Origin of the sequence: Qipengyuania sp. (assembly GCF_964227205.1) — a bacterium.
Lineage (GTDB): Bacteria > Pseudomonadota > Alphaproteobacteria > Sphingomonadales > Sphingomonadaceae > Qipengyuania.
Map to the genome: position 1 here is coordinate 63,904 of NZ_CAXQVB010000005.1, position 13,158 is coordinate 77,061.

At 66.4% G+C, this 13,158-nt stretch carries 17 protein-coding genes and 1 tRNA gene; 11 read left to right on the forward strand and 7 right to left on the reverse strand.

Annotated features, from left to right (window positions below; all coding sequences use genetic code 11):
• The 3 genes from ACEQZ0_RS12005 to ACEQZ0_RS12015 all read right to left on the reverse strand — a co-directional run bounded on the left by ACEQZ0_RS12005 (window position 1) and on the right by ACEQZ0_RS12015 (window position 2,411).
• Window positions 1-1,116, reverse strand: coding sequence for a GNAT family N-acetyltransferase (locus ACEQZ0_RS12005; protein WP_370191041.1), 1,116 nt, complete (start codon window positions 1,114-1,116; stop codon window positions 1-3).
• A gap of 268 nt (window positions 1,117-1,384) precedes the next feature.
• Window positions 1,385-1,471, reverse strand: a tRNA-Leu gene (locus tag ACEQZ0_RS12010).
• Window positions 1,472-1,583: 112 nt separating this feature from the next.
• Complete coding sequence (locus ACEQZ0_RS12015; protein ID WP_370191042.1) at window positions 1,584-2,411, reverse strand: zinc-ribbon domain-containing protein; 828 nt, start codon at window positions 2,409-2,411, stop codon at window positions 1,584-1,586.
• A 155-nt stretch (window positions 2,412-2,566) separates the two neighbouring features.
• On the opposite strand from ACEQZ0_RS12015, the gene ftsE reads away from it, so the two are divergent.
• From ftsE to ACEQZ0_RS12040, 5 genes are all read left to right on the forward strand, one after another.
• Window positions 2,567-3,292, forward strand: coding sequence for a cell division ATP-binding protein FtsE (gene ftsE / locus ACEQZ0_RS12020; RefSeq protein WP_370191044.1), 726 nt, complete (start codon window positions 2,567-2,569; stop codon window positions 3,290-3,292).
• Window positions 3,289-4,221, forward strand: a complete 933-nt coding sequence (locus ACEQZ0_RS12025; RefSeq protein ID WP_370191045.1) for a cell division protein FtsX — start codon at window positions 3,289-3,291, stop codon at window positions 4,219-4,221. The genes ftsE and ACEQZ0_RS12025 overlap by 4 nt, the downstream gene beginning before the upstream one ends.
• On the forward strand, window positions 4,218-4,748 hold the full coding sequence (locus tag ACEQZ0_RS12030; protein ID WP_370191046.1) for a YdcF family protein: 531 nt from the start codon (window positions 4,218-4,220) through the stop codon (window positions 4,746-4,748). Before ACEQZ0_RS12025 ends, ACEQZ0_RS12030 begins: the two co-directional genes overlap by 4 nt.
• Window positions 4,749-4,756: 8 nt before the next feature.
• A complete protein-coding gene (locus tag ACEQZ0_RS12035; protein ID WP_370191047.1) occupies window positions 4,757-5,437 on the forward strand; it encodes a lysophospholipid acyltransferase family protein in 681 nt (226 codons plus the stop codon).
• A gap of 102 nt (window positions 5,438-5,539) precedes the next feature.
• Window positions 5,540-6,187, forward strand: coding sequence for a hypothetical protein (locus ACEQZ0_RS12040; RefSeq protein WP_370191048.1), 648 nt, complete (start codon window positions 5,540-5,542; stop codon window positions 6,185-6,187).
• 34 nt (window positions 6,188-6,221) lie between these two features.
• Here ACEQZ0_RS12040 and ACEQZ0_RS12045 read toward each other — a convergent pair whose 3' ends face one another.
• Complete coding sequence (locus tag ACEQZ0_RS12045) at window positions 6,222-7,127, reverse strand: prephenate/arogenate dehydrogenase family protein (protein ID WP_370191049.1); 906 nt, start codon at window positions 7,125-7,127, stop codon at window positions 6,222-6,224.
• Window positions 7,124-8,239: a histidinol-phosphate transaminase gene (hisC, locus tag ACEQZ0_RS12050; protein WP_370191050.1), complete on the reverse strand. Its 1,116-nt coding sequence runs from the start codon at window positions 8,237-8,239 to the stop codon at window positions 7,124-7,126. The genes ACEQZ0_RS12045 and hisC overlap by 4 nt, the downstream gene beginning before the upstream one ends.
• Before the next feature lie 131 nt (window positions 8,240-8,370).
• On the opposite strand from hisC, the gene ACEQZ0_RS12055 reads away from it, so the two are divergent.
• Window positions 8,371-9,459 (forward strand): homoserine O-acetyltransferase, encoded by a 1,089-nt coding sequence (locus ACEQZ0_RS12055; protein ID WP_370191051.1) that lies wholly within the window; start codon window positions 8,371-8,373, stop codon window positions 9,457-9,459.
• Entirely contained in the window at window positions 9,456-10,037 is a 582-nt protein-coding gene (metW, locus tag ACEQZ0_RS12060) for a methionine biosynthesis protein MetW (RefSeq protein WP_370191052.1), read from the forward strand. Before ACEQZ0_RS12055 ends, metW begins: the two co-directional genes overlap by 4 nt.
• Here metW and ACEQZ0_RS12065 read toward each other — a convergent pair.
• Complete coding sequence (locus tag ACEQZ0_RS12065) at window positions 10,034-10,534, reverse strand: prolyl-tRNA synthetase associated domain-containing protein (RefSeq protein WP_370191053.1); 501 nt, start codon at window positions 10,532-10,534, stop codon at window positions 10,034-10,036. The genes metW and ACEQZ0_RS12065 overlap by 4 nt on opposite strands.
• The gene (locus tag ACEQZ0_RS12070; RefSeq protein WP_370191054.1) at window positions 10,534-10,926 is read right to left on the reverse strand and encodes a VOC family protein; all 393 of its coding nucleotides are present in this window, start codon (window positions 10,924-10,926) and stop codon (window positions 10,534-10,536) included. Before ACEQZ0_RS12070 ends, ACEQZ0_RS12065 begins: the two co-directional genes overlap by 1 nt.
• 117 nt (window positions 10,927-11,043) lie before the next feature.
• On the opposite strand from ACEQZ0_RS12070, the gene ACEQZ0_RS12075 reads away from it, so the two are divergent.
• From ACEQZ0_RS12075 to ACEQZ0_RS12090, 4 genes are all read left to right on the forward strand, one after another.
• The gene (locus ACEQZ0_RS12075; protein ID WP_370191055.1) at window positions 11,044-11,400 is read left to right on the forward strand and encodes a hypothetical protein; all 357 of its coding nucleotides are present in this window, start codon (window positions 11,044-11,046) and stop codon (window positions 11,398-11,400) included.
• 72 nt (window positions 11,401-11,472) lie between these two features.
• The gene (locus ACEQZ0_RS12080; RefSeq protein ID WP_370191056.1) at window positions 11,473-11,898 is read left to right on the forward strand and encodes a hypothetical protein; all 426 of its coding nucleotides are present in this window, start codon (window positions 11,473-11,475) and stop codon (window positions 11,896-11,898) included.
• A 76-nt stretch (window positions 11,899-11,974) separates the two neighbouring features.
• Entirely contained in the window at window positions 11,975-12,646 is a 672-nt protein-coding gene (locus tag ACEQZ0_RS12085) for a glutathione S-transferase family protein (protein ID WP_370191057.1), read from the forward strand.
• Between the two features lie 123 nt (window positions 12,647-12,769).
• A complete protein-coding gene (locus tag ACEQZ0_RS12090; protein WP_370191058.1) occupies window positions 12,770-13,114 on the forward strand; it encodes a hypothetical protein in 345 nt (114 codons plus the stop codon).
• The last annotated feature ends 44 nt before the right edge of the window (window positions 13,115-13,158 follow it).

Sequence of the window (13,158 nt, forward strand, 5' to 3'; positions counted from 1 at the left end):
CTAGACTCCTGAAGGGGCGTTGGCCATTTCGCGTCGCAGGACCTGGCCAAATGTTGTGCGGCGCAGCGGGCCGCCGATAGAGATCGAGATCCGACCAAGCCGTCGGCGTTCCTGCCACATGCGGTTCATGACACTGTGGTTCGGGGCGGCGCAGCTGTCGCACCAATCGATATCGAAACGTTTCAAGGCGTTGAGGAATTCGCGTTCCAGCAACAGACCCGGAGAAAAACGCGCATAGTTTTCATCGAAGGCGGTCTTGAAACCGAATGCGCCGGGCGGCGTCAGAAAGGTGGAAAGCATGGCGATCGGCTTGCCATCTACCCTGAGCGACAGGCGCACCAGCCGCTCACTTTCGGCTGCACCGATGAGACTCTTGCGAAACATCTGGTTGGTCGAGCTGTCGCATGCCAGCGCCGAAGACGCCTGACCCTTCCAGCCCGAGGCCTCGAGCGCGAGGAACTCGTCGGTCCATCGCTCGATGCCGGCGATGCCGGTTTTCCATTCGAATGAATATGGCCCGATCTCGGACAGCCGGCGCGCGCGCCGGTTGAGATCCTTGCGGGTCCGGGCCGAGACCGATCGCGCCAGATAATCGGTCGCAGGCAAATCGGATGCCAGCAGCGCGCGCTCCTTGTCTTCCACGACACCCCAGTTGCGCTCCTCGCTGGCGAGGACCGCTGTCAGGCCTTCAAAGACCGGCCCCGAAAGTGCGAACTCCTGCAGATGCAGGAACAGCGACATCCTTGTCTGCCGGTCAGCCCACTCGAGCATGGCGCGCCAGAACTGGGTTTCCATGCCCTTGGCGATCAAGGGCGTGCCGAAGAAGATATTCGAATGGAGCCAGTTGCGTACATGGACAAGCGGCCAGCGCTCGTACTTCGACTGCCGGACGATCGGCATAAGCGCGTGCAACTTCCCGTTCCGCTTGAGCCGGAGGATGGTAACGGTGTTGTCCCGGTCGAAGCTGGCAAGTGAGGGCAGCAGGTACCAGCCCTCGTAGAACGGATTGGGTTCTGTCGCGCAGCGAGCCAGCTCCTCCCACGCCGCGGTTTCTGCGGACATGGCACGCCAAGGCACGCAGTCCAGCTCCGCGCGAGAGACCGGCTGCTCGAACATTCTCGATTTTGATCGTGCCCTGTTGCCCACGACCTCCCCCAGCTTGAATCGTACGATGTGGGAAGGATCCTAGCAAGCAGACCTCAGTTTATGGTTAATGCCGGACGGGCGCGTAGATGCGCATTCATCCAGAGGGTCGCGGGGCAGGCAGGTGGAGCTGGCCGTGCATGTCCGGCCGACAGGGCGTGCTGCGCGGGCAGTACCGAGGAACCGGCCATATCTCGGGCCGTCTCATCCGCCGTGCTGGAGATGCCACATTTCAGAAGATTGGTGCGGTCGAGAAGACTCGAACTTCCACGGCCTTGCGGCCACAACGACCTCAACGTTGCGCGTCTACCAGTTCCGCCACGACCGCACACAGTCTGCACCGGGAGCGAATCCGCGAAGGGCGGCTCCCGTCGGTAGGAGCGCGCCACTAGCAGCGAGGCTGCGCCCCCGCAAGCATCTTTATTGCGCGAATGGGAAAGCTAGCGCGGGGCCCAGCCGATATCGGCGAATACCGCCGATTTGGGGACGTCGGTGACCGCCTCGTTGATGGTCAGTTCCTCGCCCGGAGCGAGGCTCGACTGCGGCGGCTGGACCACCCAGCTGTAGACCTGCCGCTCGCGCTGGTCGCGTAGCACGATCAGGATCGGCGGTATGGCGCGCGATTCGCGCGCGGTGTTCTTGACGATGATCCGCGCCCCGAAAAACTCCGTACCGTTGGGCAGCGTGCGCCGTTCCTGCTGTTCGACCGGAAAGCTCAGCTCGAGGTCGGGCTGGGCCGCGCCGAACAGCGGGCGCGAGACCGGGACCCAGTCCGGCAGGCCGACAAAATTGACCGCCGCCACTGTCGCGAGCGCGACCACCGCGAAGACCGTTGCCGCCCAGGTCCACAGCCGGGTGAGGTTGCGTCGCGGGCGGAAGGGTGGCGCGTGGTCGAAGCGCGATGGCCCAACGTCTTCCTGCGGCTCGGGCGGGGGCGGGAGATCGTCCTGGACCTCGCCATAGGGAGGCGCGGCCTCATCGAAATCGGGCCCGTCGCGCCGCGCATCTGCAGGAGCGGTATCGTCGTAGGTGAAGCCGGGCTTGGCGTGCGGCGCAGGCTGCTCCGGTGCCGGAGGCGGTACCGGCGGGGGCGGCGGCGGAGCGGGAGTGACCGGCACCTCTTCGAGCGCGGCGAGCCGTTCGGCATCGGGCCCATCCTGAAACCAGCTGTGCTTGCATTTCGCGCAGCGCACGGTGCGCCCTTCGATTCCGATGGCGCTGTCGGGCACGACATAACGCGTGGAACAGGCGGGGCAGGCAATGATCATGGTGACCCAAGGCCTTAGGCTGCGCCGCGAATCACGACAAGCGACAGCCCTGTTCGCAAACCCCGAGAGCGGCTTTTTTCCACATGCAAGCGCGGTTATAGGCTGTTCGCGACGATGACGGGCGCCTCTTTCCTCTTGATCCACCGGGCCGGGCGATGAGCGTGTCCGAAGAGGAGATCGTCCGCTTCGACAATGTCGGCCTGCGTTACGGCACCGAGCGCGAGGTGCTGTCGAACATCTCTTTTACACTGTTTCCCGGGCGGTTCTATTTCCTCACCGGCGCCAGCGGCGCGGGCAAGACCTCGCTGCTCAAGCTGCTCTATCTTGCCCAGCGCCCCTCGCGCGGGGCGATCCGCATGTTCGGCACCGATGTGATCACGCAACCGCGCGAGCGGCTGCCGGCCTATCGCCGGCGTATGGGAGTCGTGTTCCAGGACTTCCGGCTGGTCGACCACCTCTCGGCCTTCGACAATGTCGCCCTGCCCCTGCGCGTGTCGGGTGTGCGCGAGGCCGACCTGCTCGGCCCGGTCGCCGACATGCTCGAATGGGTCGGACTCGCACACCGCGCCGATGCCCGTCCGGCGACGCTGTCGGGCGGCGAGCAGCAGCGCGTCGCCATCGCTCGCGCGGTCATCGGGCGGCCCGACATGCTGGTGGCCGACGAACCGACCGGCAACGTCGACCCGGAAATGGCGCTCAAGCTCATTCGCCTGTTCGAGGCGCTCAACCGGCTGGGAACCACGGTGGTGGTGGCGACGCACGATGTCCACCTGCTGCGCAAGGTGCCCGATTCGCTGATCATGCGGCTCGACAAGGGGGTGCTCTCCGATCCCACCGGCGCGCTGCGCTATCCGCCGCGCCGGGTGGGGGCGGGCGAATGAAGAAGCCACCGGTGCTGAGCCGCCGGGCGGCCCGCGGTCCCGCTCCGCTGCGCGGCAAGCGCGCGGCGCACCTGCTGCCGCAGACCCGCCTCGGCGGACCCATGCCCTGGGTGATCGCGATCATGGTCGCGCTGACCGTGCTGGCGGCGGGAGGCGGGCTGGCGCTGGATAACCTGGCCGATCGGGCGCGTGGCGAGCTCGCCGGCAGCGCGACCGTGCAGATCCTCGCCGTCGATCCGGAAAACCGCGCTCGGCAGGCCGAGGCGGTGGCGGAGATTCTGGTCCAGGACCCGGACGTCGCCGGGCTCGCGCTGGTACCGCAGGATACGGTCGAGAGGCTGCTCGAACCCTGGCTCGGGTCCGGCAATCCCGAAGATGCGGTGCCGATCCCGGCGCTGATCGACCTGCGTCTGCGCGGCGGTGCCGACCAGGCGACGCTCGATCGATTGCGCGGCCTCCTCGCCGAGCGTGCACCCGACGCGCGCATCGATGCGCAGGGCAAATGGCTCGCTCCGGTCCTCGCCGCATTGTCGGCACTGGGTTGGATGGCGCTGGGGCTGATCGCGCTGCTCGCCTTCACCGGCGCGGCGGCGGTGTGGCTCGCGGCGCGCAATGCGCTGGGCAGCAATCGTGACACGATCGAAATCGTCCACCTGCTCGGCGGCAGCGACCACCAGATCGCGCGGATCTTCCAGCGCTCGATCCTCTTCGATGCGCTGCTCGGCGGCGTGCTCGGCCTGGTCCTCGGAATGGCCGCGGTGTGGTTGATGGGAGCGCAGTTCTCGGCGCTGGATTCGGGCCTGGTTTCGGGCGGCGGGCTCGAAAGTAGCGACTGGCTGGTCTTGGCCCTTGTCCCGGCGGGGGCGGTTGTTCTAGCGGTCTTCACGGCGCGGTTCACCGTCCTCGCGTCGCTCAGGAAAATGCTGTGATCCTCCGCTTCTTCGCCGCCGTCGTGCTGATCTATGCGCTGGGCTTCCTCGGCTTTGCGGTTGCCCTGCCCAAGCCCGCCGCCGACGAGAAGACCGATGCGGTGGTGGTGCTGACCGGCGGACCCGGACGGATTTCGCGCGGGCTCGAGGTGGTCGGGCAAGGGCTGGCCAGGGAAATGTTCGTTTCGGGAGTCGATCCCGAGGTCAAACCGGCCGAATTCGCCGCCGAATTCGACGTCTCGCGGCGGACGATGGAATGCTGCGTCAAGCTCGGCTACCTCGCGGTCGACACCCGCAGCAATGCGGGCGAGGCGGCGCAATGGCTCAAGGAAAACGACTTTACTACCGTGCGATTGGTGACGACGGACTGGCACATGGCGCGCGCGGCATCCGAGTTCAGCGAGACGCTGCCTTCCGATGTCGAGGTGATCAAGGACGCGGTTCCCTCGCACCCCGACCTCGCCACGCTCTATCTCGAATATAACAAGCTGCTGGCGGCGGCGGTTTCGCAGGGACTGCCGCGGTGAGGGGGCCGATGCGTCTGCTGCGAAACCTCGCCTTCTATCTCGCCTTCTATCTCGGAAGCCTGCTGATCACCACGGCCTCGCTGATCGCATTGCCCTTCAGCGTCACGGCATTTCGCGCGCGGGTCCGCAACTGGGCGCAATGGCAACGCTGGTGCCTGACCCGCCTGCTCGGCTGCGAAATCGTGCACGAGGGCATGCCGCTGGCCGAGCCGGTGCTCTACGCGATCAAGCATGAAAGCTTCTTCGAGGCGATCGATGCGCCGGCGCTGTTCGATACGCCCAGCGTCTTTGCCAAGCAGGAACTGTTCAACATCCCGCTGTGGGGCCGCGCGGCGGCCGCATTCGGGCTGGTCCCGGTCGAACGCGATGCAGGCGCCAGGGCGCTGATGAAAATGATCCGGTCGGCCAAGGCGCTGGTAGCCGACGGACGCCCGCTGGTGATTTTCCCCGAAGGCACCCGCGTCCCGCATGGCGAGAAGCGCGAGCTGCAATCGGGCTTTGCCGGGCTATACAAGATGCTCGGCCTGCCGGTGGTGCCGGTCGCGGTAGATAGCGGCCCGGTCTACCACCGGCGGCTCAAGAAGCCGGGACGGATCACCTACCGCTTCGGCGAACCGATCCCGCCGGGCCTGCCGCGCCCCGAGGTGGAGGAGCGGGTGCTGACCGCGATCAACGCGCTGAACGACTGAGCGGCTCGCAGTGGCGAAGTCGCGCCAGGCCGCAAGCCGCCTGTGTGGCACCTGACCGGGATATTCAGCCTGCAGCTAGCCGACATAAAGTAACAAGGCGCCATGAACCGTCGCCATTTCCTCGCCTCGAGCACGGCTTTCGCCTGTGTCGCCGCAGCCCCGTTGCGCGCCGGCGGCAGGCCCGTGCCGATGTGGGAAATCGGCCCCGTCATCAACGGCCGCAACTTCTCCGTTGGCATGCCGCGCTTTCCCGAACCTTCGGCCGAGGGCTGGTTCTTCGACTTCCCCGGACCGCGCCGCAGCGACGGCCATGTCCATTATCTCACACGCCGCACCGGGCGGCTCGACCAGGCGCGCGGCCTTCGCCTGCGCTATCGTATCGATGCCAGCCCGGCGACGCGCTTCGTGCCGCAGGAGTTTCCCGACCGGACCGCCACCCTGTCGCTATTCATTCAGCGCGCCGGCGATGATTGGACGGCGCGTGGTCGCACGCGATTTCATCGGTGGTATTCGCCCGAGGAACGCGTGATCGCGCTCGAACCGGGCGAGCACGAGCTGGCTATACTGTTCGACGAGAACTGGATCAGCGTGATGGGTTCCGATCAGGCACGCAGCCCGCGCGCTTTCGAAGACACGCTGGTCGAAGCCTCGCGGATCGGCTTCACGCTCGGCAGCGCGGGCGGCCGCGGGCACGGCGTCTACGCCACGGGTCCCGCGCGCTTTACCGTGCTCGATTTTTCGGTGTTGTGAGCGCGCGCCGGCGGCACTTCGTCCCGCTTGCCCTTCAGTGGTCCTTGCGCCCGAAGTCGGGGCGCGCGTCGTCCTGGCCTTGCTCGATGATCGAGCGGCGGATGGTACGGGTCCGCTCGAACAGGTCGAACAGCGTGTCGCCGTCGCCATTGCGGATCGCGCGCTGGAGGAGGCTGAGGTCTTCGGTGAAGCGGCCGAGCACTTCGAGCACGGCGTCGCGATTGGCCAGGAAGACGTCGCGCCACATGGTCGGATTGCTCGCCGCGATACGGGTGAAATCGCGGAAACCGCCGGCCGAATATTTGATCACCTCGCCGCGGGTCACGTCTTCCAGATCCGATGCGGTGCCGACGATCGTATAGGCGATGAGATGCGGGATATGGCTGGTCACCGCGAGCACGACATCGTGGTGATCGGCATCCATTATCTCGACCTTGGCGCCGAGCCCTTCCCAGAAAGCCGCTAGCGCATCGACAGCCTCCTGCGGCGCATCCGCACCCGGGGTGATTATGCACCAGCGGTGGCGGAAGAGCTCGGCAAAGCCCGCGTCCGGCCCGCTGTTCTCGGTCCCCGCCACGGGGTGCGCGGGGATCACCACCGCCTCGGGCAGCGCGGCGCGCAAAGCCTCGCCGACGCTGCGCTTGGACGAGCCGACGTCGCTGACGATCGTGCCGGGCTGCAGATGCGGGGCGATCGCCTCGGCAGCATATCCCATCGCGCCGACGGGGACGCAGAGGATAACGAGGTCGGCCTCGCGCACGGCATCGGCAATCGTGTCGCAGACCTCGCCGGCGAGGTCTCGCTCGGCAGCGCGGCTGCGCACGTCGGCGTCGGCATCCCAGCCGGTGGTCGCGACATCGGGAAGCATGTCGCGCACCGCCAGCCCGATCGATCCGCCGATCAGGCCGAGGCCGACGATCGCGACGCGCGCGATGCTCATCCTGTTACCCCGCAGAGCGCGCGCAGCACGGCGGTGATTTCGTCCATCTGCTTGGCGGTTCCGATGGTGATGCGCAGGCCGTGCGGCAGGCCCTGCCCGGGCAGGTGGCGCACGGCATATCCCGCCTCGCCGATCGCGGCTAGCGCGGTCTCGGCGCTGACAGCGCCCTCGAACAGCACGAGCACGAAATTCGCCTTGCTCGGAACGGCACGCAGGCCGTGGTTGCCGAGCGCTTCGATCGCATCGGCGAAGCGAGCCCGCTCGATCCGGTTGGCTTCGCGCGAGCGCGCCAGGAAGACATGGTCAGCCAGCGCCGCCAGCGCCGCGCGCTGTCCGCTGGCGGTGACGTTGAACGGCCCGCGAATGCGGTTGAGCACATCGATCAGATGCGGCGCACCCGTCGCCCAGCCGATCCGTTCGCCCGCCAGACCGTAGATCTTGGAAAAGGTGCGCGTGACCAGCACGTTTTCGTGACGCGCCGCGAGCTCGAGCCCGCCATCGTCCTCGTCCGCCTCGAGATATTCGGCATAGGCCTGGTCGACCACCAGCAGTACATCGTCCGGCAGTCCGGCGTGCAGCCGCGCCACCTCCTCGCGCGGAAGATAGGTGCCGGTGGGATTGTTCGGATTGGCGAGGAAGACGACGCGCGTCCGCTCGGTCACCGCGGCGAGCAGCGCGTCGACATCAGTGGCATAGTCGCTGTCGGCCGCCTCGACCGGGGTCGCGCCGCAGCGCCGCGCGGCGATATCGTAGACCGCGAAGCTGAAGCGGCTGAACAGCACCTCGTCGCCCGGCCCGGCGAAGCCCTGCGCGGCAAGATTGAGCAATTCGTCCGATCCCGTCCCGCAGACGATCCGCGCCGGGTCGATCCCGTGCTGCCGGCCGAGCGCGGCGCGCAGCGCGCTTGCGTCGGGATCGGGATAGGCGGCGGGCGCATGATCGGTGGCCAGCGCAGCGAGAGCGGAAGCGCTGCAGCCGAGGGGATTTTCGTTCGCCGAGAGCTTGACGAGCGAGCGCCCGTCCTTGCCGGTAGACTTGCCGGGCACATAGGCATGTATGCCCTCGATCCAGGGCTTCATGGTCGGGCGGTTCATCGTATCGTCTGCTGCCATCTCAGCTTCGTCGCATGAAAGAAATACGGCCCTTCGACAAGCTCGGGGCGAACGGATAGGGAGGTTGGCTCTAAACCCGTTTGTGCTGAGCTTGTCGAAGCACCGTACTTTCTTGATGGCCAAGGCGTAGTTTGAGCACGAGTTCGCACAAGATCGTATTGACCGCCCCGCTGCCGCTCGACGGTGGCGGCGAGCTGGCGCGCGTCGAAGTGGCCTACGAGACCTATGGGGCGCTCAATGAAGATCGCTCGAACGCGATCCTGCTATGCCATGCGCTGACCGGCGACCAATATGTCGCCTCGCCCCACCCGATCACCGGGAAGCCCGGCTGGTGGGAACGGATGGTGGGGCCGGGCAAGCCGATCGACACGGGCCGCTTCCACGTCATCTGCGCCAATGTCATCGGCAGCTGCATGGGGTCGAGCGGCCCGGCCAGCCTTGCCGAGGACGGCCAGCCCTACGCGATGCGCTTCCCGGTCATTACGATCCGCGACATGGTTCGCGCGCATGTCGGCCTGCTCGATGCGCTGGGGATCGCGCAGCTGCATGCGGTCGTCGGCGGGTCGATGGGCGGGATGCAGGCACTCAGCCTCGCGGCGAACTGGCCCGAGCGGGCTGAGCGCGTGCTTGTCATCGCCTCGACCAGCCGCCACTCGGCACAGAACATCGCCTTTCACGAACTCGGCCGGCAGGCTATCATGGCCGATCCGCGCTGGAACGGGGGCGAGTATTACGGCGGCGAGGCGCCCGACAACGGGCTCGCCGTGGCGCGCATGGCAGCGCATATCACCTACCTCTCCGAAGAGGCGCTGACCGAGAAATTCGGGAGGAATTTGCAGGACCGGGCGGCGAAGAGCTTCGGCTTCGATGCCGATTTCCAGGTCGAGAGCTATCTGCGCTACCAGGGCAGCGGCTTCACCCGCCGCTTCGACGCCAACAGCTATCTCTATATCACCCGTGCGATGGACTATTTCGACCTCGCCGAGGAGCATGGCGGCAGGCTGGCCGATGCTTTTGCCGGAACACCCGCGCGTTTCTGCCTCGTCAGCTTCGACAGCGACTGGCTCTATCCCACGAGCGAGAGCCGCCACGTGGTCCATGCGCTCAACGCCGCCGGCGCGGCAGTGAGTTTCGTCGAGCTCTCGGCCCCGCATGGCCACGACAGCTTCCTGCTCGACGTGCCCGCGCTCGACCGGGTTGTCGGGGGATTTCTCGGATGAGCTTGCGACCGGACCTCGCGGTGATTGCGCATCACGTGCTGCCCGACAGCCGCGTGCTCGATATCGGCTGCGGCGACGGTGCGCTGATGCTCGCGCTGCGCGATACCGGCTGCGACGTGCGCGGGATCGAGATCGATCCGGACAGCGTCGAGCGCTGCGTCAGCCAGGGGCTCTCGGTGGTGCAGGGTGATGCCGATCGCGACCTCGCCGATTATCCCGACAAGGGTTTCGACTACGCCGTGCTCAGCCAGACGCTGCAGACCGCCGCGCGCCCCGACCGCATGCTCGACGAGCTCCTCCGCGTCGGCACGCGCGCCTTCGTCAGCTTCCCAAATTTCGCGCATTGGCGCACGCGCGCCGCGCTGATGTTCGGCGGGCGCATGCCGGTGACGCGCAGCATCCCGGTGAGCTGGTACGAGACGCAGAACATCCACCACGTGACGGTGAAGGACTTTCGCGAACTGGCGCGCGAGAAAGGCGCGCGGATCGAGCGCGAATGGTTCTTCGCCGGCGAGCGGCCCTTGGCGGGCGCGGCAAACTGGCGCGCCGAATTCGCGGTGTTCGAACTGTCGCGCTAGCTCGCTTTCGGCGGGATATCTGCCACCACCGGCCGATGGCCCCAATGGCGCAGGAGCCGCAGCACCGCTGCTCCCGCCAGCCCGAGCGTGCCGGTGTTGCGCAGCGGGTGGACGTTCACGCGTTCGGCCGCGGCGAGACGGGCGTCGATCACCACCGTCACGCTGCCCGGCTCGGCATCGATCATCGCCAGCGGCGTGACCGACCCCGGCGCAATGCCGAGTAGCCGTTCCATGTCCTCTGCCTTGCCGAAGCTCACGCGCCTGCAGCCGATGGCGCCGGGCAGCGCCTTGAGGTCGACGCGCGCCTCGGCCGGGACGGTCACCAGCCAGAAGGTGCCGCGGGAGTCCTTGAGGAACAGGTTCTTGGTATGCGCACCGGGCATGTCGGCATCGATCCTGCGGCTTTCCTCGACCGTGAACACCGCCGCATGCTCATACGTCTCGAACGGGATTGCCAGCGCGCGCAGATCGGCCAGCAATCCCGCTTCGCCGCGCATCAGGCGGGGCGGTGGATGCCGCAGATCTTGTGGCCGTCGAGGTCGCGGAAATAGCACAGGTGGATCGCACCCATGGTGGTTTCGCGCAGGCCCGGCGGGTCTTCGATACTGGTGCCGCCCGCCGCGACCGCGACATCGTGCAGTTCCTTCACCTGTTCGGGCGAATCGCACTTGAAGCCGATGGTCATCCCGTTGGCGCAGGTTGCAGGCTCGCCGTCGATCGGCTGCGACAGGGCGAGCACGTCACCATCGTGCATGAAGAACACGCGCTTGGTGCCGCTGTCGGTGGTGTTGTCCATCGACCCTTCGACGCCCACGACCTTGAGCACCTTCTCGTAGAAGGCCTTCGCCTTGTCGATGTCGTTGGTGCCGATCATGATGTGATTGAACATCGGATACTCTCTCCTTTGGGTTTCGATTCGCCACCTTAAGCGCGACGGGGGGGCTGGCAAGCGGCGATTGGCGCTTCGTCGCTTGCGGTTCAGCCTGGCCGGTCTAGAAACGGCGCAATGCTCGCAATCCTCGCTCCGCTCGCCCTTACGCTCGCGCAGGCCACCACTGCGCCAGCGCTGCCCGCGCTCACCCTCGAACAGGCCAGCGCATTGCGCTGTTCGGTCGCCTTCGGGCTGGTTCACATGGGCCAGAGGCAGGGCGTGCCCGCCTTCGACGAATACCCGGCCATGGACAAGCGCGGGCAGGAGTTCTTCGTCCGCACCGCGGCGCAGCTGATGGATGAACTCGGTGCCGACCGCGAGACGATCGTGGCGCTGGTGAAGCGCGAATCGGAAGATCTGGGAGCCTCGCCTGAGCGCGTGGGCGAGGTCATGCCCGCCTGCCTCATGATGCTCGACGCCTCGGCGCTCTAGCTGCGTTCAGGATCGGGTCACGGATTGCGCGCTAGTCAGGCGCCCGATTCGAAATCCGACCGGGGATTGTCCATGCGTATATTCGTTCTGCCCGCCGCGCTTGCGGCTTTTGCGCTCCCGGTGCCAGCCCTGGCGCAGGATGCAGCACCCGCTACGCCGCCGCTCGCCGAGCTGGCCGACCAGATGCGCGATCCCGCCAGCCAGCGCGAGATGGCGCTGATGCTCCAGGCGATGACCGAAGTCCTGCTCGACATGCCGATCGCCCCGCTGGCGCAGGCTGCCGCCGAGATGGCGGGCGAGAAGGCCGAGGCCATCGATCCCGACACGACGCTGCGCAGCATGGCGCCCGATGCGGGCCGCGTGAGCGAAGAGGTCGCGCGCAATGTTCCGCGCGCCATGCAGGCCGCAGGGGCGATGGCCGAGGGAGTGGCCGCGATGACCCCGATGCTGCGCGAAATGGCCAGGCGCATGCGCGAGGCCATGCCCGCACGCGACTGATCCACCGCTAAATTCGCCTCTTGTGTCCGCGCGCCAGTGGACGCGCGCCCGGCGTGTGTGGCAAGGCGGACTATCCATGTGGCAGCTTTACCAATTCCCCCTGTGCCCCTTCAGCCGCAAGCTGCGTCTGCTGATGGGCGAGAAGAACATCGCCTACGAGCTCGTGCGCGAGAACCCGTGGGAGGGGCGTGACGAATTCTGGCATCTCAATCCGGCGGGGCGCACTCCGGTGCTGCACGATCCGGCGCGCCATGCCGCGCTGTCCGACAGCCAGGCGATCTGCGAATTCCTCGAGGAAACGGTCGATCGCAATCCGATGATCAACGGATCGGCGCTGCAACGCGCCGAGATTCGCCGGCTGGTCGCGCTGTTCGACGAGAATTTCCACGCCGACGTCACCGGGCCGCTGCTGCACGAGCGGATGAAGAAGCGCCTCGTGCTGCGCCAGCCGCCCGATTCGCGGATGCTGCGCGAGGCGATGAAGAATGCGCATGCGCATCTCGACTATGTCGACTGGCTGATCGACAACCGCCAATGGCTCGCCGGGCCCACGCTGAGCCTCGCCGATCTCGCCTGCGCGGCGCAGCTCTCGGTGGCCGACTATCTCGGCGGGATCGACTGGAAGGGGCACGACCAGACGCGCCACTGGTATTCGGTGATGAAAAGCCGCCCGAGTTTTCGCCCGCTGCTCAGCGAGAAGATGGAAGGCCTACCCCCGCCGCCGCATTACGCGCTGGTGGATGCGTAACTGGCGACGGCACCATTTATCCGCAGAAAAACGCATTTAAGCACTTGTAAATAATTGAATAAATGTAGCTTGGGCGATCGCTGTTGAGCCAACTTCTCGGCGGCGCGCATCAAGGAAAATCGTATGTTGCAAATCATTGGCTGGATGGGGTGCCTCTATCTCGTCGTTAAGGCGTTCGAACTGTGGAGCCTTGGCAAGGCCCGTCGGGATGAGCGGGGTTTGCACGATGTCCCCGCCACGATCGGCGCAGGTCTGGCAGTTTTGGGAGCCTTCGGGTTCTTGGTGACGATCAACGCGCAGTCGGCAGCTTCGGACCACCTTTTCGGAAGCGCATCCACCCCCGGCAGCGATCCCTTGGGATACGAGGCCGAAGCCACAATGGAAGAAATCGCTGGAGAGATGGAGGCTGCGACAGGCGAATGGGACGCCGAGCTCGACTCTCTCGAGTCTGACCCTTCGACCGAGTAGTGTTATTGCGCGCCTGATTGACCGGCAGATCGTCTTCTGTCGGT